Source organism: Edaphobacter dinghuensis (genome assembly GCF_014640335.1).
GTDB classification, from domain to species: Bacteria; Acidobacteriota; Terriglobia; order Terriglobales; family Acidobacteriaceae; genus Edaphobacter; species Edaphobacter dinghuensis.
This window is the reverse complement of the sequence record NZ_BMGT01000004.1, coordinates 249091-270886: the sequence shown is the minus strand read 5'-3', so window position 1 is coordinate 270886 and position 21796 is coordinate 249091. Positions and strand designations below refer to the sequence as shown.

Below are 21796 nucleotides of genomic sequence, written 5' to 3'. Positions count from 1 at the left end.
ATACGCAATGGACTGATCTCCCCGACTTTTCTTTAAAAAGAGCGTAGGAGAACTTTACATGGTCTTCGTTTCGCATTGCACGCAGTGACGCCGGAGCCGCGCTAATACTGTAGTTCGCGCGGCGAGTAGGTCAACGTTCCGTTCGATCGCTCGTACCAAAGAAACAACTTCTTGGGGCTGTTGTTCACGGTCACCGCGATGATGATGCCAGAGCCGTCACGCTTGGAGATGTCTACGTGATGCGATGTGATGGGACCCCAGTCGCTGGCGGTCGTCCAATCCTCGATGAACCGCTGCAACTTGTAATCGTAATTCTGCGGATGCTGCTCCCATTTGGGGTCATTCATCCAGATGCCATATGCCGTCTTGTAATCCTTATTTTGGAGATCGGTCATAAACGTATTGATCTTGTGCTCGACCGGAAGGTTCGAGAAGAACCATCCGTGCCCCAGCATATAGCCACCCAAGTAGAGCACTACCAATACCACGATCAAAACTCCGCCACCTACCAATAAATTACGGTTTCGCGCCTCGCGGTGGGCGTTATATTGCGGAGCATTCAGCAGCGTCATCGTCTCTTCACCTCGGTATCCACCTATATTAGACACCGCCGCCGCAAAAATGGATGTTGCATGGACTCGCTATATCGTCCAGGTTTTCAATGCACGCAGATGGTGCTCCATGTGCGCGATATAGTCTTCGATCAAAAACCCGAGGGTCAGTTCGTCTCCCTCTATCGTTCCCATATTTGTCAGGTGCGCCTTGTCAACGTGGCTGACCGCCCAGGCAAAATGCTCGTTTAACATGGCCCAACTCTCAAGCACTTTGCTCCATTCCCGGTCCGCATAGCGCTGCAGATCGACCCAGGCCATTTGCTCATAGCCGCGCAGGTTTGGTTCGGTCTCAATCTGCAACCTCATCACCCTTGCGTGATTGTTGATCGCCGAATCGGTCAGGTGACCAATAACCTCTTTCGCACACCACTTACCTGTCTTTTCGGGACGACTGGCCGAAGCTTCTGTAAGTGTTTGCAGCCATGGCAGAGCCTGCCGCACTACCGCTGTCACCTGCTTACCCAGCTCAATTGGATCGAGCAGTTCTAACTTAGTTCCCTGCGTGTAAGTCACTCCCATCCGAATGCTCCTTTGTATACGTCGAACTCGACCGTAGCCTGTTGCAAATACACCGAAACGATATCGAAACGCACTGGAACCTCACGCCGTAACTTCTCGGGAAAACTGCGCAGATAAGCGCGTGCCATCTTTCGCAACATCTCCTGCTTGTCGGCGTCTACGGCAAACTCGGCAGGCGCCAGCGGATCTCTTCCTGTCCTCGTCTTAACTTCAATGAAGCAGAGCCAGTCCTCATCCCAGCCGATCAGGTCGACGTCACCGCGTAGCTTTGCGCTCTTCCATCGTCGCGCTACGACGGTGTAGCCGAGAGTTCGCAGATGAAAGAGTGCTTCCCGTTCGCCACGCAGGCCTGTGGCAAGATGCTCTGCCGTGGACGGCGTGCGCCGGAACCGCCTGTTCAGTGTGTCCATACGCCGCAGGGCCCATACCTGCAAATCGAGTCCGATAGCGGTTCTCATGGTGCGCGTCCCCTTGAACATCAGTGCATCATTACATGGCTTCGCTGAACGGCGGCAGCGTGTCGCAGATCAACGGTAACAGGCTTGGAAGAAATGCTCTCGCCATTTGAGTTCAATGCTGTGACGACGTAAGTAGACGTTCCTTCGTATGGCGTAATTCCGGTAAATCCTGTTGAGACTAAGCCCGTGGCAAGCGTGTTCGGTTCGCCGTTGGCGGTATTCAAAGCCTTTACGGTATAAGTTCTCGCTCCCGACACAGCAACCCAGGTGAGCGAGACTACACCATCCTGCACACTGGCACGAAGCCCCTCGGGAGCTGCGGGAGGTGGCCCATCCGGCAGTAACCCATAGACGCAGAACTGTCCCGTTCCTATGTTTTCCGTGCCAAAGCTGGCGAGGTATACCTTGCCGTTCGCAATCGTAGGAGGAGCCATCTTTGAGTAGTTGTTGCAGTCGTCGCGCGCAGGGTCTTCAAGCGAGTTCCAAAGCTCATGGCTGATATCGTCAGCGTCGTAGGCATGAAGAACTCCGGGCCGGGACTCGTGCCATGAATCTCCGGTCGCATGAATGGCAGCCCATAAAATTCCTTCTTTGCCGCCGTTAGCCGAAATCGACAGCATGGCACCTGGATGTCCCTGGTTTACCTCAGACCTTGTCATCACTGGAGTTTCGGTTACTTTATCTCCGTTCAATCCAAAGACGCGTAATCGGTCAGTTTGTCCCCACAGGTAGAGCAGAGAGCCTTTGCTGTCGCTCTTCCAGTAAACGAAGCTGTGCAGGTGCGATTTACCAGCCTGAAAGTGCTGTAACGCATTTTCATCACCGAGATGTCCAAGGTGCCGCTTGTCGAGAACATACAGAACGCCCTGCTTGCCGCCGCCCAGCACAAGGTTTGTTCCGGGGATGAGCGTCGCACCGGAGGAGTCAAGGTCCATGTCCTTCGCATCCAGCTCAAGGTGATTGGTCGGGGTAAACCAGTCCAGCAGCTTCAACTCCGGGCTGAGCCGCAGAAAGCTCTCGCTGAAGTTAACTTTGCCGTCCCACGAACCGTTCCCCGTAACCACATAGATATTGCCCTCCGCATCTACGGCCGGCGCCTGGCCAGACTGCCAGATACTCGCCTCAGAGCCTGTCGGTGATGTGTTCAGCACAGCCGTCTGGTGCAGGGTCTTCGCATCGTAACCCATCAGAAAGCCGTGGTACGGCTCCTTATCGCAGTGCGAGGCGTAGCCCACATACACCACCCCATGCGAGAGCAGAAGAGCAGGTCGCTGATTCTCCATCAGCGGATCAAAGTCTTTCGCCGTGATAGTCACAGGGCTGTCCGGCATATCCGCGCCGGTCGCAATATCCAGAGCATGAAGCCGCTGCATGAAACCACCACCCACGCGCGTGAGCGCCACAACATAGAACGTACCGCTCTGGCGATCGATCACCGGAGTTCCGATGATCCCCATCTTGCCATTGATATCGAGGCAGCCGAATTTTGCGTCATGCAAGTCCGCCGGTGCGCCGAAGTTTACATGCCAAATTGGAGTCGATGCACCCGCGTCATTGGCATCGAAGGCATAGACGCTATTGTTCACAGTCGTCACGTAGACCACATCGTGAAAACCGCCGCCCACTTTTACGTGCGATACATAGAGCGGCTGGCCATAAACCTGATCGTCTACCACACGCTTGAAGAGCATGCCGAACTGCTTCACGTTGACGTTCTCGTGCGTCAGAACGGTCTCGTGCAGATTTGCGCCGGTCCGCTCGAGGTTATTGTGCTGCGTCAATACGTCTACCTGAGCGACTCCAGAGATAACATTCAAGAGCAGAATCAACGCTCCCAGCAGCCAATCACCAGACTTCATCTTCAAACTCCCTCTAGAGTCTCTTCTTCGGGTAATTCCTCCAGTGTATGTCTCGTCTTCATTTTTTCGTTATTCGTATCTTCAAATCGATACGCCCGCTTCACTGAAAAGACTCTGGATGGGCTCTTTGGCTTCTGCTTCCTTTGAATTGTGAAAAATAGCGCCACCGGAGACAGACATATCGAAATCCACATCAACAACCGAAAGCAGTCCATATAGGTGAGTATGGTCGCTTGCCGATTCAGTTCTTCATTGAGCAAGCCCAACGATCGCATGGCCGCAGTGCTGAAGCTATCTCCGCCATGAGTTTGCAAGATACAAAGCGGAGCAGCGAATGCTTCTCGAAGCATCGGCAAACCTGAAGTGATGTTGGCACCGAGGTAGACTCGGTGAACCTGTGCCCTGCGCACGAGCATGGTGTTTACGGTGGAGATACCAATCGCCGATCCGAGATTACGGAACAGACCGTATAACGAAGCCGCTGCGTCATTCTTGCCTGACTTCAGTTGCGAGTAGGCAAGGACGCTTACCGGCGTTAGAAAAAGCGCAACTCCTGAACTCTCTAAGATGCGGAATTTAACGATTATCGAATAGTCCACAGCGAGAGAGAGTGAACTCAAGCGGTAGAAGGAAAAACTAGTCACCATAAGGCCACTGAAGATCAGTATGCGAAGATCGACGTGCTTCATGAGCCACGTCACCAGGGGCAGGAACAGCAGCAGAACGAACGAGCCGGGAGAGAGCACAAGGCCGCTGTCGGTCGCGGTGTAGTTCAGCATTCCGTGCGTAAACTCCGGCAGCAGCGTGGTGCTGGCGTAGCGGGCAAAGTAAGTGAAGAAGATCATGACATTTGCCAGCAGAAAATTTCTGTTCGCCAGCAGGCGAAGTTGCAGGATCGGATGTTTCGACCGGTAGAGCTGGTGATAGACCAACAGAGTTAATGCCGCGCCGGAGATAATTGCGCAGACGGTGATGGCAGGCGAGGCGAACCAGTCGGAGCGCTCGCCGCGGTCCATCACGTACTCCAGACAGCCAAGACCGAGTGCCACACCGGAGAGCCCGAGGTAGTCGATCTGGCTGCCCCTGGGCTGAACGATCTCCGTCTCCGGCTGTAGCTCGCGGTTCATAAAATAAGCTGCGATGCCGAAGGGGATGTTGAGAAAGAAGATCCAGCGCCAACCGCAGTTGTCGCTGAGCCATCCGCCCAAAACCGGGCCAAGCGTGGGGGCAAGCACGATGACGATGGAGTACAGAGTGAAGGCAGAGGCAATGCGTTCTTTGGGGAAGACGTCGGCAAGGATCGCCTGTGTTGTTGGCTGTAACCCGCCACCGCCCAACCCCTGAAGGATACGAAAGAAGATCAGCGCCGTAAGGTTGGGCGCGATGCCGCAGAAGAACGAGCTGAGGGTGAAGAGAAAGATTGAGATCAGGTAGAAGCGCTTTCGCCCGATTCTTCCGGAGATCCATCCGCTGGTTGGCAGGACGATGGCATTCGCCACCAGATAGGAAGTGAGCACCCAAACCGACTCATCCAGGGACGAGGACAGGTTGCCCGCAATATAAGGAAGGGCGACGTTCGCAATGGAAGTGTCGAGCACCTCCATAAAAGGAGCGATAATCGCGGCAATCGCGATAAACCATATGTTGTGCTTCCGTAAAATCGTTCTTTTCCTCCCTTATAGTGGGAGGCTAGAGTGTCATGAAAGCGATATGCAGACAGAACCTATCGATAAGCGGACAGATGCAGCATTAAAAGAGTGCCTCAATGTAGATCGTCCCGTCGCATTGCTGGCTTACGACTATGACGCTGGGGATCGCATCCCGATGCACGAGCATGCCAAGGCACAGCTGATCTACGCCATCGAAGGCACCATGACGGTGACTACGCAGGAGGGCCAGTGGGTTCTGCTGCCGACTCGCGCGATATGGGTACCGGCAAAGATGCGGCACTCGATACGCATGCGGAGCAGACTGCGGATGCGTTCGGCCTACTTTGACGACACCGTTGCCGGACCGGCGAAGGGCTGCGCCGTCGTCGAGGTGTCACCGCTCCTGCGCGAGCTCATCGTGAGCATGTTGAGCGAACCGCGAGCCTATCCACCCGATGGCCGCGCCGCGCATCTGGCCGCTCTCATCTGCAATGAACTGCGCTTTACCCACACGCTGCCTCTGCATCTTCCCTGGCCGAAAGACCCAGGACTACGAAAGATATGCGAGGCGATGCAGAGAAGGCCGAGCCTCACCGGAAGCATGGACTTCTGGGCCGCAGAGATGGGCATCAGCAGCCGCACACTGTCGAGGCTCTTTCGCAAAGAGTTGAAGATGAGCTTCCAGGAGTGGCGGCTTCAATTGTTGCTGCTTGAAGCGCAGATTCGCTTGGCGCAGGGACAGTCTAGCTCGCGCATTGCAAAGGCCCTCGGTTACGACAGCCACGCGGCGTTTTCAGCGATGTTTCGCAAATCGCTGGGCATTCCGCCCTCGCATTATCTTAGAAATCTTCGCCCAGACAGCCAATCATCGCGTTAAAAATGTTCCAGTTGCCTCGATGCCCCTAACCCTGCGATACTTGATTGTGCACACCGAGCACGCCCATCACGAACAATTGAAGAGGTCGCATTAATGTCAGCAAAGTACATCTTTGTTACCGGCGGAGTTGTGTCCAGCCTTGGTAAAGGTCTCGCCGCAGCTTCTATTGGCTGCCTTCTTGAGGCCCGCGGCATCAAGGTCAACCTCATGAAGTTTGACCCCTATCTCAACGTCGATCCCGGCACCATGTCGCCCTTCCAGCATGGCGAAGTCTTTGTCACCGACGACGGCGCAGAGACCGACCTCGATCTTGGCCACTACGAGCGCTTCACCCACGCTAAGCTGACCCGCGACAACAACCTCACCACGGGCCGCATCTACGAGCAGATCATCACCAAGGAGCGCCGCGGTGACTATCTCGGCAAGACGGTGCAGGTCATTCCCCACGTCACCAACGAGATCAAGAACGCCATGCGCAAGGTCGCCGCCGACACCGAGGTGACCATCGTAGAAATCGGCGGAACGGTGGGCGATATCGAGTCGCTTCCCTTCCTCGAAGCGATCCGCCAGATGCGCCAGGACCTTGGCCGCGACAATACCGTCTTCGTGCATGTCACGTTAATCCCGTGGATTGCCGCTGCTCAGGAACTTAAGACCAAGCCCACCCAGCACTCCGTCAAGGAGATGCTCTCCATCGGTATCCAGCCTGACATTCTGCTTTGCCGCTCCGATCGCCCAGTCCCCCGCGAGATGCGCAGCAAGATTGCCCTCTTCTGCAACGTCGAAGAGCCTGCTGTCATTGCAGCACGCGACGTCGCCAGCATCTATGAGGTTCCGTTGACCTTCGCCGCAGAAGGGGTAGACGCTCTTGCGCTGAAATACCTCCGCATCGACGCCAAGGAGCCTAACCTCTCCAAGTGGCAGGACATTGTTCACCGCGCCTACAACCCCAAGGATGAGGTCTCCATCGGCATCGTCGGCAAGTACGTCGAGTATGAGGACAGCTATAAATCTCTGAAGGAAGCTCTGGTTCATGGCGCGCTCGCGCACAATCTGAAGCTTCGGGTGACTTGGATCGAAGCTGAAGGCCTTGAATCCGACGACTATGCGACACAGCTTGAGGACTTCGACGGCATCCTCGTCCCCGGCGGCTTCGGCAAGCGCGGCATCGAAGGTATGCTGAACGCTATTCGCTATGCACGCGAGAGCGGCACACCGTACTTCGGTATCTGCCTCGGCATGCAGACCGCCTGCATCGAGTATGCCCGCAACGTCTGCGGCCTCAAAGAGGCTAACTCCGGCGAGTTCGATCCTGCCACACCGCACCGCATCATCTATAAGCTCCGCGAGCTTACGGGCGTGGAGGAGATGGGTGGCACCATGCGCCTTGGGGCATGGGACTGCGTGATGGAGGCTGGCTCTCTGGCGGCTCAGGCCTACGGGACAACTGAAATTTCAGAGCGCCATCGTCATCGCTACGAGTTCAATCGTGAGTACGAAGCCCTACTCACGGGAGCTGGCCTGCGCATCACCGGAACCACCCCCGACGCTACCTATGTCGAGATCGTGGAGATTCCCGGCCACCCATTCTTCCTCGGCTGCCAGTTCCACCCCGAGTTCAAATCGAAGCCACTGGAGCCACATCCGCTCTTCCGCGACTTTGTCGCCGCCAGCTACCGCAATCGTATTGCCCAGCCAGTCGGCAGCGAGGCTGTAGCCGCCAAGAGCGAATAAACCTCGACTGGCCGGATGTTTCGCATATCGTCCGGCCAGTTTATTTGTTTGCCATGTCGCACACGCAACGATCAAACCCTTCGGCTGTGTAGTGCGATAAAGCGCACACATACTGCGGCCAAAGCGGCTTGATTAAAGATGAGTGGTCGCCTGGAAAAAAATTGCCGATATACGATCGACTCGCGTTGGTCGTTGCATCCGGGTCGACGCGAAACTCCTCAATCAGCGTCTTTACCGTAGCAGCGGAAAATTCCGTCTCCTCATAAGACTGCGCAAAGTCATATTCCTTTGACCACGAGGCATTCACGCCAGTCAGATTCGAAGCGGCAAAGACCTGATAGTCTGCCAGCGTGGCCGCAGCAACATCGATGCTGGCCACGGTAAAGGATGGATTGTTCGCGTTGATGGGCGAGATCGACGAGACCATCTTGATCGCAACCTCGCCATTACCCTCGGTGCCATGCTCAGGCTCCAGCAAACGCAGCTCGTCCATGTGTGTGTGGGCAAAAATCCCCAGCCGTATCACATCGGCGTTCTTCACAAGCGCATCGCCTAATTGGTCGGAAGAGAGAAACATCTCCGGCTTATCGTTTGCACAGACATTCCGCATCTTCATAAAGATCGAGTAGATATCGACTCCCGGTGGAATATGCCCCATGACCCAGACTCTCTGCCGATGCTGTCTGGCCTCGGCCAATTCCTTTTGCAGCCATGCGATCTGCGCTACCGCGGCAGCAGCATCTCTCTGGCCGCCACAGGTCGCGTACTTCTGCGACATGAAGATATCGTCCAGAACAATCAGCCGCGTATTGCTCATCGGGGTAGCCATCATCACGCTGTAGTAACCGCCAGCCATAAAGTCCGCCAGAGCCTTCTTTCGATCCGCGGACTTCGGCAATCCTGCTATCACGCTCTTTGCTGTCGCTTTTAAAAAATCGCTTGCTTCATTTAATCGGTAGTCGCCGCAGCCCGAGTCGTTATTGCCCAACGCCACATAGAGGGGCATCCCCGGAAAAGTCTTACGCAACTGGCCCGTCACAAACTCCACCGTTTTGGCGACAAAGGCAACATAGTCGCTCAGCGTCTTCGCAGAGACCAGCGCCGCATATTTGCAACTGAATCCATGGGTCACCAGATCTCCGCTCAAGGTAATGAACTTTGCATTAGGTGCTTCGCCCCGTTCTGCCTGCAAACTAGAGCGAAACAATTCGTAAGGAGTGTCGACGCCACGCACACCGCATCGCTGCTGCAAGGCAGCAAACGCCGTCGGCTGATCCGCCGAGGCTGGCTCCTCCAGGATTCTCTCCCATTCGCTCGCAGGAGACTTCACCAGCTTCGCCACCTTGCCCGGATCATGGAACGGATCAAAGTGAATATCGCTGATCAGAAGAGCAGAAGCTGTATGCCCCGACTGCGCACGGGGCGATTGACCGATAGCGGAATGCACCGCAGAGATGCAGAAGATTGCCAGCACCCCACAAATCAAAGCGGCTCTCTGCAGAATCATCGCTTCACCTTGTTCCTCAATCACTTCCGACTGATATCACGATATCAACTCCCATATATTTGCCATTGCATAATGAATTCTTCATCGCTATATCAATAGAAAAATAGTTCCCAAAAACGGGGTAGCCGGTCTACCATTTCGGTTGGAGATGAAACTAATATTTACGAGGCAATCCCTCTGCACCTCTCTGCGCTAGAGTGGATGCTGATCTGCCTTCGGTCGGCATCCAATCTTTTATGACGACTGAACATAACTCCCGCCGCAGCTTCTCCGGCGCTATTCTTGTCTTCCTCTTCGCCTTGTTTTTGGGAGCGTTGGTGATGGTTGTCTTCCTCCGCCATGCCACTACCGGAGTGCTCTCCCAGCTTGCTACCGCGATGACCGGCCGTACGACGACAACGTTCGACACCTCGGTCCCTGCCATCGTTCAGAAGATCCAGCGCCTCGATCGCCTCGAAACCGTCGTCTACTCGCTCGATACCGTCGTCGAAGGTTCGAAGTCAAGCGCAGTTTTGCCTGACCTTCTCGCCGGCGATCGCATCCTGCTAATCGTTCACGGCCAGTCCATCGCCGGAGTCGACCTCTCCAAGCTCCATCCCGAAGACGTCCACATCGACGGCCGATCAATCCGCGTCACCCTTCCGCCCTCTGAACTCTTCGTCACAACAATCGACAATCAACACACCCGGGTCTATGCACGTTCCACCGGCCTGCTCACCTCAGCCGACCAGAATCTGGAGTCCGAGACGCGTGCCCACGCTCAGGACCAGTTGCAGAAAGATGCTCTCAGTGACGGCATCCTCGACGCCGCTCGCAAGAATGCCTGCGCAACGATTACCACCCTGCTGTACGGTCTAGGTTTTCAACATGTCGAGGTAATGTAACCAATGGCATCCAATTCAATACCCCCCTCCCATCCGTGGCAAACCTGCGCTATCATCCACAATATGAGGTTCAGTTCTCACTCCCGCAGCGTTAGCAAGAATCCCGCAGAGGTTTCATCCCCTGCTGCCGAGGATGTCGTAGCTGCAGATGAGCAGGAATCGGCACTCATCAAGACCATCGGCTGGATCTCGGCCGGTCTTGGGGCCGTAGCCTTGGGTCTGTTTGTGGGCCGCGAACTTCGTCTCCGCTACAAGTTCAACCATCGCACTCCCTACGATTTCTACGCCCACGCCGGCGATGAGGAAGACGTAGACTTCGGCCTCGGCATCTAGCATCCGAGGCATTCAGCCTTGGAAAATATGCATCTGATTCATATAAAGGATGTGAACCTACAGTTGTGCGTGATATGTTCTGAGGTTCAATCGGACTGACTTAGTTACTGGGGCATTTCCCATGAGCTTTCAAGCTGAAGCCACTGAAACACTGAACTCGACTTCTCTCGGTCGGATTGCTTATCAGGCAGCTCGCCGAACCTTGCACCTAACCCGCAAAATCGTCCATCCCAGCATTCCCACAAGTCTTGGCGTCTGCAAGGTCACCTTCCGCGGCAAAAGCCTAGCGATCTTCCACAGGCGCACCTATGCCGATAAGACCGCGATCAGCCAATGCTTCGAGCAGAATCAGTACGACATGCCCGGACGAGATCATGGCGTTCTGATTGAGCGTTTTTACCAGAAGATTCTTACCTCGGGGAAGCGGCCCTTAATCATCGATTGCGGAGCCAACATCGGGGCCAGCGTGATCTGGTTTACGGCCCGGTACCCCGAGGCTCACGTGCTCGCCGTCGAGCCTGCACCAGATAACTTTTCGCTATTGCAAAGAAATTGCACCGGGCTAGATGTAGATCTCCGGAAGGCCGGGATTGGCGCTACCGACGGTATCTCACATCTTGCCGACGCCGGCTGGGGCACCATGGCTTACCGGACAGTAGAGACCGAACAGGGCCCCGAGATCGCCATGGTGACCATGGCAAGTCTGCTCGCCTCGAAACCCGAAGATCGCTTCGTTCCTTTTATTCTCAAAATCGATGTCGAAGGCGGCGAAGAATCGTTATTCTCTGGTGACTGTTCTGACATTAACCGCTTTCCTCTCATTATTATGGAACCTCACGACTGGCTTTTGCCGGGGCAGGGCTCGTCGCTTCCCTTCTTCCGCTTTCATAGTGCAAGCGGAAGGGAGTTCTGCATAAAGGACGAGAATATCGCCTCCATTAATTTCAAAGAAATCTCTCAGTCCCAATCCTCTCTGGGATAATCAGAACGCCTCGAAGAAGCGAGAACTGACATCTAGGGCGGTCCGATCTTTCCTCAAGCCACCGGCGAAACCCTCCAAATGTCTTTGCCTGCAATCAACTCTCAGGCCTCGGTTGATTTACCATTAAGTCCAATGACGAAAACAGCGTTCCTCTTCCCCGGCCAAGGGTCCCAATCTGTCGGCATGGGCAGAGATCTCTACGAAAACTTTCCCGCCGCCCGGGCCATCTTCGACGAAGCGGATGAAGCCCTCGGCTTCTCTCTCTCCAAACTCATCTTCGAAGGACCGGAAGATCAGCTCAAACTTACCGAGCACACGCAGCCCGCCATCCTCACCGTCTCCGTCGCTGCTGCGCGCATCCTTGCAGGCAAGGGCATCATGCCGGCCTTTGCCGCCGGCCACTCTCTCGGCGAGTACTCCGCTCACGTTGTCGCCGGAACCCTCTCATTTGCCGATGCCGTCCGCACCGTCCGTAATCGTGGCCGCTATATGCAGCAGGCCGTCCCTCCGGGCGAGGGCGCGATGGCTGCCATTCTTGGGATGTCCGCAGACCTGATCAACGATATCTGCGCCCAGGTCTCCGACGATCTCACCCCGCTACCCACCGCCAATATCACCAGCCCCCAAGCGCAGGCCTTTTCGCCCAACAGCGCCGTCGTCTCACCGGCCAACCTGAACTCTCCCGATCAGACCGTCATCTCGGGCGCAACTGAGGCTGTCCATCGCGTCGCCGATCTGTGCAAGCAAGCGGGAGCTAAGCGCACCGTTATGCTTGCCGTCAGCGCCCCCTTCCATTGCGCCCTTATGCAACCCGCACAGAAGGCGCTCGCTACCGATCTCGAGGCCCTTATCTTCAACGATCCCCAGTTCCCGATCGCTTGCAACGTCGATGCCCGACTCATTACCCGTCGTGCCGAAGCCCGCGACTGCCTCGTCCGCCAGGTCACCGGCTCTGTTCGCTGGGTCGAGTGCATTCAGCTTTTGATCGCTCAGGGCGCCACCCACTTCATCGAGGTTGGCCCCGGCAAGGTACTTACAGGCCTCATGCGCCAGATCGACCGCAGCCAGAGCACACTCAACGTCGAGGATTCGGCATCGCTTGAGAAGACCATCGATGCCTTGATCGCTTCATGACTGTATTTATCACGCCAAAGACCGTGAGCTGTTCATTAAAATTCGCCAGAGGATTGCAATGCAGATCAACGATAAAGTAGAAAACTTTACCCTCCAGAACCAGGACGGACAGACCGTCAATCTCACCGACTTCGCCGACAAGCCGGTTGTACTGTTCTTCTACCCTCGCGCCAATACCTCAGGCTGTACCATCGAGGCCTGCGGCTTCCGCGATGCTTTCCAGAAGCTTCAACAGGCCGGAGTCATTGTACTCGGCGTCTCGCGTGATACACCAAAGGCACAGAAGAACTTCCAGCGAAAATACAACCTTCCATATGATCTGCTCGCCGACCCGGAGATGATCCTCATTAAGCGCTATGACCTGCTCCGCCCCAAGAGCATGTACGGAAAGCTGGTCAAAGGCGTCGAGAGAACTACGTTAATCATCAGTCCTGACACCGGCTCCGGCCAGCGCCTGCTGCACATCTTTCCCAAGGTGAAGCCAGAGAACCACGCCGAAGAGGTGTTGGAACTGCTGCACGCCACGCCGACCCACGCCTAAGCCAGCCGAGCGACGGCCAGAGAGGGACGGAAGATGACATCAATCCAACTGGCTGCCGCTGCTGCTCTTACCACCGCCGCCGTTGCCGGAGCTGCCGCTTATGCAGCTCTTTGGCCGCAGTCTCAGCTCTTTGGACGCGTGTTGGTTGCAGGCTCCGATTCAAATGAAATCGCTCTTACCTACGACGACGGCCCCAACGACACCGCTACCGAACGTTTGCTTGAAGTTCTTGCCCGCCACGAGGTACACGCTACTTTTTTTCTGATCGGCGACTTTGTTCGCCAGCGACCAGCGCTGGTGCGGTCGATTGCTGCTGCCGGTCATGTCGTTGGCAATCACACGATGACTCACCCATGGCTCTCGTGGCAGTCGACGGCACGCATTCGCCAGGAGCTTGCAGGCTGCAACGCCGTGCTTGAAGATACGCTGGGAGCACCGGTCCGCTTCTTCCGCGCGCCACATGGCGCCCGCCGTCCGGTTGTCTTACGGATCGCGAGCGAACTCGGCATCACCGCCGTTCAGTGGAACATCACAGCGTTCGACTGGAACCCTATTTCCGCAGCGGAAATTCTGAGCAACATTACGCGTGGTATCGAACACAACCATAACCGTAAGCGCTCTTCTAACGTCCTGCTCCACGATGGCGGACATCTTGGTATCGGCCAGCCTCGTATGCCTTCGGTCGAAGCCACTGATCTTCTGTTGCAGCGCTACAAACCCATCGGAATGCGATTCGTCACAGTAGCCAAGTGGGCCTGACTTATTTGCGTTAGTCGCGCTCGGTCAGCCACTGTTCCACTTCGATCAGTCCGTCCACCGCGAGATATTCGCCGCTGCATCTCTCGGTCTCCGTCCCACTGATTAAAAAAGCCTGCCGCAACCCCGCAGTATTTGCGGCTGCAATATCGCTGCAGCGATCACCTACCATGACGCTCGCGTCCAGCTCAATTCCAAACTCCCGCACCCCACGGCGCAACATGCCCGTTCCTGGTTTGCGGTCTTCATGCTCCCGCTTATATTCACCGACTCCATGCTCGGGGTGAAAAGGACAGTGATACACCGCATCTAACTCCACTCCTTCAGCTCGGAAAGCGTCTTTCATCCAAACCATTAAAGCGTCGAAGTCCGCCTCCGAGTAAAAACCTCGTGCAATTCCAGCCTGATTCGTCACCACAATCAATCGATAACCCAGCCCGGCGGCCGTCCGGCAAAGAGAAAAGATGCCATCCACAAACCGCACGTCCTCCACCCGGTGCAGATACCCTACCTCGTGATTGATCACCCCATCCCGGTCTAAAAATAATGCACGTCGGCTCATAACTCTGCTACCACCGTACTCACTGGAGTTATAATCCGCGGTGGCATCGATCGTCCCGATTGCCGCTGTTCCAGCACGGCATACACCTCACGAAGCACCATCTCCACCGAAACCTGCCTCATGCATCCATTATGCAGACATGGAGCAAAGTCCCGTCCGTCATAGCAAGGCCTGCAAGCAAATCCTTCACCACCCCATAACGCCACCGTATTCGTCCGCTGTGGCAATCGTCCTCGGGGGTCTGTTGGTCCAAAGATACTCACGATACCTACTTTCGTAACTCCCGCAAGATGCAAAGGGCCTGTATCATGCGTCACGATCACATCGCTGTCGTCCAGCAATGCAAGCATCTCAGGCAGTTCAAGATTTCCAATCAGATTGGTAACTGCCATTCCTTCAAAGAAAGGAATGGCCCATCTATCTCCTGGGCCACCAGCGAGTATCACTTCCACACCACGCTCTATAAGAGCCGACGCCAAGGCAACGTAATTCTCTACCGGCCAACGTCTCAGCGCATCGTCACGAATCATATTTTTGGCTCCTGCCGGAACCAACACCACTCGCGAACGTGTATCTACTCGAATCAGTGGAGACTCAGGCAAGTTCTCTGGACGCACCGGAGCCAATCCTAAGGGACGCTCTCCATCCTCCAGTCGCAGTAGAATCCGCGCATACTCATCTGTGTGATGCCGTCCCGCCAAGAGCATCCACGTTCGATTCTTTCGCGATAGCATTATTTTCCGGCGCGCATGCACTGGCAACATTACGACTCGGTAACGCGCATCATAATAAAGCGTTGCGCAAAGATCATACTTTTTCCAACCGATCGCCCGCCACAACGCGGCCAGCGCGATCAATTTTTCAGTTATCGTTCCGCTGAACATTGCCTGATCGTCTACAGGAATCGTTCGTATCCACGGGTAGCACTGTAATAGAGGAACAACCGCTGGCCCACATACCCAATCAATCTCGGCACCGCCAAGGTGCAATGCGTATGCAGCGGGAACCGCCATGACGACATCGCCAATAGCTCCAAATTTAATGATAAGAACTCGTTGCATCATGCGCGACCAAGCATCTGTCCCCGTGAAACACAGCTTAAATGTTCTGAGGAACAGTCACATGTATCATTCCACACAACAGAAGGCAACCTAACAATAGTTACAGACTATTTCTTGTGTCTATGATTATCTTCTTGCCGGTAAACCGAACCTGAAGTTTGAACCTGACTGCGCAATTTGATGAGCTCCAGTACCTCTGGATCATTCGCCTGTTCACTGCTTGGTGCAAATAGAGCACGTCCCCTCTCAGCAGCAAACTGCCGTGGCTTGCAAAGGTAATAAATAGCAAGGCTGTTACGAGGCTTATTGGGAGGGCATGCAACAGGGTCAGGCAGGCCATGCCAGGAATTCTGCGACGTGTCAAAAATAACAGCACGATTAAACAGGCAGGGAATTTGGGTGACTAGTTCTCCTGGAGCATTCTTTGCTTCGTCATGCTTCCAGAACCCCAAAGCGCCGCCCCATTCTAACTGCCACCCTGGCTGCATGTAGATAATCAGATTCAACCGCCGCTCTAAGCCGGTCTTAGGATGTATTGAGTAGTCCAAGTGCATGTTGAGTTTGCCACCGGTTGCATGTGAATGCCAGCCACCACCGTGTAATCCTGGGTCCGCATAAAGCTGCTCACCTGCCAACTTACTCATTTCACCCACGAACTCTTCGGAATTGAGATAACGGAACAACTGATATGTCGCTCGTGGAAAGCGATCCCAGTGATTGCAAGCCTTCTTTATCTCGATAGCGTTGTTGTACTCGTTCCACACAGATCCATCGAACGCCGGAAATTCGCTAGCCACTGCTTCTGCAACCTCAGCGGAAAGAAAATTATCGACAACAACATGATGGAAGGGTTCGGCAGCGCGAAATTGAGAAACTAACGTATCAAAAACCGAAGGAGAACTAAGAGGAGAGATAAGTGACATGACATCAGCATTCTATCCGTTGACAACAAGATAATGGAAGCTTGGTCAAATTTGATCCGTAAACTTGAGATGCCTCTCCTTCAGATAGACCACAATGCCCTGCCATACAGCGTACAGATTTTTCCATTCAATCCGGCGCACACGATTTGCCATTCGGAGGAGAAGAAAAAGCGTAATGGAGATAAATGGCAGGGGAGCATGTCTTTTGAGCAACCGCATCCCCGATGTGGTTGCAAAGCGGTCAATGAGTGGGCTGCGTTTCGGACTACTTGCACCTTCCTTGTGCAAGATCGCGGTATCTTTAGCGATAGACAGTTCATACCCCGCACTACGTAAACGAAGACAAAAATCACTGTCATCGCAATACATAAAAAATCCTTCGTAAAATATGCCGACCTCTTGGCATACCTTTCGAGGCAGAAGCATGCACGCTCCCGTTAAATATGTATTCCCCTCAAAACTGGTTGCCTGTTCAAAATGCGTGACAAAGCCCGTCCAAACATTGATACGTCCACCACCCCAAGCCTGCACCTTAGTCGGACTGTACATATAATACAGAACCGCACCAACTGCTCCAGCTTGAGGATTAGATAAAGCTACACGCAAAAGTTTTCGAACAGTATCTGCGGGAACAATCGTATCGTTGTTCAGTAGCCAAACATAATCGGCACCTCTTTGTATTGCCAATCGAGTACCCGCATTGCAGCCCGAAGGGAAACCGACATTGTTTTTCAGTTGAATCAACGTAACCCAAGGATGAGCATCCAAAATCCGTTGGGATGAATCATTTGTGGAACCGTTGTCAACGACGAGAACTTCCAACCTGTCATAATCCTGCTGACGCAATGAAAAAAGACACTCTATCGTATCCTGCCAGCCATTCCAGTTCACCACCACACAAATGACCCGGGGATTCATCTCAGCAGCACTTCCCAACATGGAGAGCTCGGTCACAGCATCCTTTAACGAACGGCACATCTAGAGTCTACAAGTCTCTTTTTAGATCTCGAAGCTTAAATGTTTATTCCTGTCGCACTACCCCTTAGACACGGCACCTAATGTATATGCATGCGCCTAGTCGCTGCACTACAGCTCAGTCATCACCTTTTGCAAAGACTCACGCCAATCCATCATCCGCCATCCAAGATTTTCTTGTAACTTACTGCAACTCAGACGCGAATTTGCCGGACGACGTGCAGGAGTAGGATACTCGGCCGTCGAGATCGCTACGATCTCTGCAAACTTCTTTTCAGGTTCCTGCATCTGCTGCAACCGAACCGCTTCCTGAGCAAATCCATGCCATGTGGTCTCGCCTGAGCCCGCTGCATGGTAAAGACCTCCCCACCGGGCTAATGCTTCGAGCGGCTGCTTGCGGTTCTGACCAGCTCTCTCCTCACAACGACGAATTACATGAGCCGTCATCTCTGCCAGATCGCGGCTCCAGGTCGGTGCGCCATGCTGGTCGGCAACCACACGCAACGTCTCCTTCTCGCGTGCCAGCTTCAAGATCGTCAGCAAGAAGTTCTTGCCTTGCGATCCGTACACCCAGCTAGTACGAAAAATCATGTAGGCAGCGCCGCTGTTCACGAGTGCCTGCTCTCCTGCCAGCTTGCTCGCTCCGTATACACTTGCCGGAGTCGTTGTATCCGTCTCCTTATATGGAGCAGAACCTACCCCATCGAAGACATAGTCCGTTGAAAAATGGATTACTGCCGCACCGATCTGCCGTGCTTCCTCGCCGAGCACGCGCACTGCTTCAGCATTGATGGCGTAGGCAAGTTCTGGCTCGCTTTCTGCTTTATCCACTGCCGTATATGCCGCAGGATTCACAATCCAACGAGGCTGTATCGCTCGAATAACGCTGCGTATGCTTTCGGCACTCGTGAGATCCAACTCAGCTCGTCCAGGGGCAACCACCTCTGCCCACGGTGCAAGCATCTTTACCAATTGGCCGCCAACCTGCCCTGTTCCTCCAGTGACAAGAATCGGCCCATCTACCTTAGAAGCAGCTTCGGCGTGCATCAATACACCGTATCTTCGAGCAGACGCAGCAAGTATTGTCCATAAGTGCTCTTTGCGATCTTCGCCGCGAGCGCTTTCATCTGTTCTGCATCGATGTAACCAAGACGATAGGCAATCTCTTCAGGACATGCCACCTTCAGACCCTGGCGTTGCTCAATCGTATGGATAAACGTCGCCGCTTCTAATAATGAATCGTGCGTGCCCGTGTCCAGCCATGCCATTCCGCGGCCTAGAAGCTCAGTTCGCAGCTGCCCGCGTTCCAGATACCATCGGTTGACATCCGTAATCTCAAGCTCGCCACGCGGAGAGGGCTTAAGCCCCTCGGCGATGCCAACTACCTGAGCATCGTAAAAATAGATTCCTGTCACCGCATATCGCGACTTCGGCTTAAGCGGTTTTTCTTCAAGGGATATGGCTCGCCCCTCTTTATCAAACTCCACGACGCCATATCGCTCCGGATCCAGTACCGGATAAGCGAAAACGGTTGCACCCGGTCCACCCGCAGCCGCCTGCTGAAGCGTTGCCGCAAAGTCGTGCCCATAAAAGATGTTGTCACCCAACACGAGGCAACATCCATCTCCGGCAAGAAACTCTTTGCCAATCAGAAACGCCTGCGCTAATCCATCGGGCGAAGGCTGTACGGCATATTCGATCTTGATACCCCACTGTTCCCCCGATCCCAGGAGCTGCCTGAAGCGAGGCGTATCTTCCGGAGTGGAGATGAGCAATATCTCACGAATGCCTGCAAGCATCAACACCGATAGCGGATAGTAAATCATCGGCTTGTCGTAGACCGGTAAAAGCTGTTTTGAGACCACCTGCGTTACCGGATGCAATCTGGTACCGGACCCACCTGCAAGAATAATCCCCTTCACAGAGCCTCCTTGGCCGTTGTCCTGCTTGCCGGGTTCTCTGACACAGCTCGACTGTCATAGTTCTGCGCGACCCATTGCTGATAAGCGCCGCTGGTGACATTTTGCACCCAAGCCGAGTTCGCAAGATACCATTCGACCGTCTTCCTTAGCCCGGTTTCAAAACTCTCTTCCGCCCGCCAGCCAAGCTCCGTCTCGAGCTTTCGCGCATCAATGGCATAGCGTCGATCATGCCCCGGCCTGTCAGTGACATACTTTACGAGCTGGAAATGTGGCTTGAACTTCGACTCGGGAACCAACTCATCCAACAAAGCGCAAAGTGTCGTCACGACCTCCAGATTGCTTCGTTGATTTCCTCCACCAACGTTATATGTCTCCCCAACACGACCTCGTTCTAGAACAGTTTGAAGAGCCCGGCAATGGTCCAGCACAAAAAGCCAGTCTCTTACCTGCTGACCATCTCCATAGATGGGAAGAGGCTTTCCTTGAAGCGCATTCGCAATCATGAGTGGAATAAGTTTCTCAGGAAATTGATACGGCCCGTAGTTATTCGAGCAATTTGTAATGATCGCCGGCAAACCGTAAGTGTGCACCCAGGCGCGCACCAGGTGATCGCTTGCCGCCTTGGATGCAGCATAAGGACTATTCGGCGAATAAGGTGTCTCTTCATGAAATGCAGGATCATCCGGGTTGAGAGTTCCGTACACCTCATCGGTTGACACATGAAGAAAGCGAAAACTCTCTCGTTCGGAGCCAGTCAAGGTCGCATAATATTCGCGCGCAGCCTGCAGTAATGTAAATGTGCCATCGATGTTTGTTCTTAGAAACGCTTCTGGGCCTGCGATAGAACGATCAACATGGCTTTCAGCCGCAAAATGAACCACTGCACGCGGGTGGTGCTGTTTCATCAACTGGGCTACTAACTTCGCATCGCAGATATCGCCATGCGCAAAGGTGTAAGCTGGATCACCTTCTATCGAAGCCAGATTTTCGGGGTTTCCCGCATAGGTCAACTTATCCAGATTGACCACTGGTCCGAAACCTTTCGAGAACCAATGCTGCACAAAATTCGAGCCAATAAATCCAACTCCGCCACTAATCAAAATGGGTTGCAGTTCGCTCAAAATATAACCCTCTCTGTCTGTCAATCAATGCATGAAATCAAGGAACATCTGTTGCCGTCCGCTTGAGTGGAGTAAATTAATCACACACTAATCGTTCGTTATTATTAATGGATGCTTTCGTCTCAGGCATTTCCTGCTTTCCATTTAAAACTATCTCCGGGCTCTTCCCAGGCAACCCGAAAAGAAATGTCATATAAGCGAACCAGTAAAATGCCATCACTGGAATTAGATTCGTAGCTCCATCGATCGTAGCGACAATAGCATACAAAATTAGTCCCTTCAAGGCTGCCATTCGAACAGGCGAGTTTACGATTCGTGTGTCTGTCACAAAAAGTAAAATCGGCCCCAAAAATATGAGCAGAATCGAAAGAAACCCAATAATCCCATAATCCGTTAGAGCAGAGCTATAGAGCATCTCGGCAAATCCTGCCACTGGCATATCGGGTAGAAAGGTCGGATGTAGAAATGCAGCCGATTCCCCCGAACGCCCACCCAAAGTGGGATCGAACAAAAAGGCAATCGTTTTTGCATTAAAGAGCAACGCCGAAAGTACTGTCCCTATCATGACCACCACAGCTGCAACACGAGCCACGGCACCTTGAAGATAAAGACGTGGAAACGTAAATATATTCTTTCGAAGCAACCAAAGGAGTGACAGAACTTGATCGACGATGAGACCAGCCCACACTGTGCGGGAGAGCGTTAAGACAAGGGCAACCTTCATCACATTCCGCCGCCAGAGCTTAGGCTCTAACAAATTATAAAGCGGTAACAGAATCAGAGTAGCAACGCCATAAAGATTGCCATTGTTATAGGTGGCAATTAATTTGAAAAAATCACCACGAGCGATGTTTTTAGTTGTCTCAAGAAGGCCGTAATCAGCAGCATTAATCGTTAGATAGGGTATCTCTATAAAATTGCCTGTGAGAGGATGCCAAAAGAACAAAAAAATACCATAAATCGCAGCCCATAAGATGCAAGTGCGCAGATATCTTTCAAACCGCGATCGATCGATACAAGGAAGAAATGGTGGATAGATGAAAAAGAAAACTCCAGGAAGCACAAAAAAACTAACAAAGATACTAATCGCGTATCCAAGATCATCAACGCCATTTACGAAGTAACTGAAAATGTATACGGCCTGAAATGGCACAATCGATGCCATCGCAAAAATTACTCGCGGCGAGAATTTAAGCGGTGAGGTGAGTAATCGTACAAGGCACAGCGGAACCGCTGTGATACCAAGGATAAGATATCCCCACGTTAGCGGCGTATCTCCCGCTTTGACTCCCCCTTTTGGCAAGAGGACAAGAAAGGTAAGCAATAGCCAGGACACTACTGCTGCAATCGGATGCCGTCGAATACCGATCGATAACCTCATACGA

At 53.6% G+C, this 21796-nt stretch carries 22 protein-coding genes; 8 read left to right on the top strand and 14 right to left on the bottom strand.

Features of this window, described 5'->3' with window-relative positions; all coding sequences use genetic code 11:
- Nucleotides 1-101: 101 nt before the first annotated feature.
- From IEW09_RS17440 to IEW09_RS17420, 5 genes are all read right to left on the bottom strand, one after another.
- On the bottom strand, nt 102-572 hold the full coding sequence (locus IEW09_RS17440; protein ID WP_188555536.1) for a hypothetical protein: 471 nt from the start codon (nt 570-572) through the stop codon (nt 102-104).
- Between the two features lie 69 nt (nt 573-641).
- Complete coding sequence (locus tag IEW09_RS17435; RefSeq protein ID WP_188555535.1) at nt 642-1133, bottom strand: DinB family protein; 492 nt, start codon at nt 1131-1133, stop codon at nt 642-644.
- Nucleotides 1124-1591: a YraN family protein gene (locus IEW09_RS17430; RefSeq protein WP_188555534.1), complete on the bottom strand. Its 468-nt coding sequence runs from the start codon at nt 1589-1591 to the stop codon at nt 1124-1126. The genes IEW09_RS17435 and IEW09_RS17430 overlap by 10 nt, the downstream gene beginning before the upstream one ends.
- A 20-nt stretch (nt 1592-1611) precedes the next feature.
- Nucleotides 1612-3450, bottom strand: coding sequence for a hypothetical protein (locus IEW09_RS17425; RefSeq protein ID WP_188555533.1), 1839 nt, complete (start codon nt 3448-3450; stop codon nt 1612-1614).
- A gap of 2 nt (nt 3451-3452) precedes the next feature.
- Nucleotides 3453-5078: a DHA2 family efflux MFS transporter permease subunit gene (locus IEW09_RS17420; RefSeq protein WP_263369209.1), complete on the bottom strand. Its 1626-nt coding sequence runs from the start codon at nt 5076-5078 to the stop codon at nt 3453-3455.
- Between the two features lie 82 nt (nt 5079-5160).
- Here IEW09_RS17420 and IEW09_RS17415 point away from each other — a divergent pair, with 82 nt between their 5' ends.
- Together IEW09_RS17415 and pyrG are read left to right on the top strand one after the other, a co-directional pair.
- Nucleotides 5161-5976 carry an AraC family transcriptional regulator gene (locus IEW09_RS17415; RefSeq protein ID WP_188555531.1) on the top strand — a complete coding sequence of 272 codons (816 nt, stop codon included), beginning with the start codon at nt 5161-5163 and terminating at the stop codon, nt 5974-5976.
- 93 nt (nt 5977-6069) lie between these two features.
- The gene (gene pyrG, locus IEW09_RS17410) at nt 6070-7710 is read left to right on the top strand and encodes a CTP synthase (RefSeq protein WP_188555530.1); all 1641 of its coding nucleotides are present in this window, start codon (nt 6070-6072) and stop codon (nt 7708-7710) included.
- A gap of 40 nt (nt 7711-7750) precedes the next feature.
- Here pyrG and IEW09_RS17405 read toward each other — a convergent pair whose 3' ends face one another.
- On the bottom strand, nt 7751-9217 hold the full coding sequence (locus tag IEW09_RS17405; protein ID WP_188555529.1) for a metallophosphoesterase family protein: 1467 nt from the start codon (nt 9215-9217) through the stop codon (nt 7751-7753).
- Between the two features lie 236 nt (nt 9218-9453).
- Here IEW09_RS17405 and IEW09_RS17400 point away from each other — a divergent pair, with 236 nt between their 5' ends.
- From IEW09_RS17400 to IEW09_RS17375, 6 genes are all read left to right on the top strand, one after another.
- On the top strand, nt 9454-10101 hold the full coding sequence (locus IEW09_RS17400; RefSeq protein ID WP_188555528.1) for a DUF4230 domain-containing protein: 648 nt from the start codon (nt 9454-9456) through the stop codon (nt 10099-10101).
- Between the two features lie 63 nt (nt 10102-10164).
- Complete coding sequence (locus IEW09_RS17395) at nt 10165-10434, top strand: hypothetical protein (protein WP_188555527.1); 270 nt, start codon at nt 10165-10167, stop codon at nt 10432-10434.
- A 121-nt stretch (nt 10435-10555) separates the two neighbouring features.
- Entirely contained in the window at nt 10556-11416 is an 861-nt protein-coding gene (locus IEW09_RS17390) for an FkbM family methyltransferase (protein ID WP_188555526.1), read from the top strand.
- Between the two features lie 132 nt (nt 11417-11548).
- Entirely contained in the window at nt 11549-12550 is a 1002-nt protein-coding gene (locus tag IEW09_RS17385) for an ACP S-malonyltransferase (protein WP_188555525.1), read from the top strand.
- Nucleotides 12551-12608: 58 nt separating this feature from the next.
- Nucleotides 12609-13091 carry a peroxiredoxin gene (locus IEW09_RS17380; protein WP_188555524.1) on the top strand — a complete coding sequence of 161 codons (483 nt, stop codon included), beginning with the start codon at nt 12609-12611 and terminating at the stop codon, nt 13089-13091.
- Between the two features lie 33 nt (nt 13092-13124).
- Nucleotides 13125-13850, top strand: coding sequence for a polysaccharide deacetylase family protein (locus IEW09_RS17375; protein ID WP_188555523.1), 726 nt, complete (start codon nt 13125-13127; stop codon nt 13848-13850).
- Between the two features lie 10 nt (nt 13851-13860).
- Here the strand turns inward: IEW09_RS17375 and IEW09_RS17370 are convergent, their stop codons facing one another.
- The 8 genes from IEW09_RS17370 to IEW09_RS17335 form a co-directional block, all read right to left on the bottom strand.
- Nucleotides 13861-14409 carry a D-glycero-alpha-D-manno-heptose-1,7-bisphosphate 7-phosphatase gene (locus tag IEW09_RS17370; RefSeq protein ID WP_188555522.1) on the bottom strand — a complete coding sequence of 183 codons (549 nt, stop codon included), beginning with the start codon at nt 14407-14409 and terminating at the stop codon, nt 13861-13863.
- Complete coding sequence (locus IEW09_RS17365) at nt 14406-15473, bottom strand: glycosyltransferase family 9 protein (protein ID WP_229739413.1); 1068 nt, start codon at nt 15471-15473, stop codon at nt 14406-14408. The genes IEW09_RS17370 and IEW09_RS17365 overlap by 4 nt, the downstream gene beginning before the upstream one ends.
- Nucleotides 15474-15577: 104 nt before the next feature.
- Nucleotides 15578-16393, bottom strand: coding sequence for a 2OG-Fe(II) oxygenase (locus IEW09_RS17360; protein ID WP_188555521.1), 816 nt, complete (start codon nt 16391-16393; stop codon nt 15578-15580).
- 45 nt (nt 16394-16438) lie between these two features.
- Nucleotides 16439-17347, bottom strand: coding sequence for a glycosyltransferase family 2 protein (locus IEW09_RS17355; RefSeq protein ID WP_188555520.1), 909 nt, complete (start codon nt 17345-17347; stop codon nt 16439-16441).
- A 132-nt stretch (nt 17348-17479) separates the two neighbouring features.
- On the bottom strand, nt 17480-18415 hold the full coding sequence (gene rfbD, locus IEW09_RS17350; RefSeq protein WP_188555519.1) for a dTDP-4-dehydrorhamnose reductase: 936 nt from the start codon (nt 18413-18415) through the stop codon (nt 17480-17482).
- Nucleotides 18415-19290, bottom strand: coding sequence for a glucose-1-phosphate thymidylyltransferase RfbA (gene rfbA, locus IEW09_RS17345; protein WP_188555518.1), 876 nt, complete (start codon nt 19288-19290; stop codon nt 18415-18417). The genes rfbD and rfbA overlap by 1 nt, the downstream gene beginning before the upstream one ends.
- Nucleotides 19287-20411, bottom strand: coding sequence for a dTDP-glucose 4,6-dehydratase (rfbB, locus tag IEW09_RS17340; protein WP_188555517.1), 1125 nt, complete (start codon nt 20409-20411; stop codon nt 19287-19289). Before rfbB ends, rfbA begins: the two co-directional genes overlap by 4 nt.
- 76 nt (nt 20412-20487) lie before the next feature.
- Complete coding sequence (locus tag IEW09_RS17335) at nt 20488-21792, bottom strand: hypothetical protein (RefSeq protein WP_188555516.1); 1305 nt, start codon at nt 21790-21792, stop codon at nt 20488-20490.
- Nucleotides 21793-21796 lie beyond the last annotated feature (4 nt).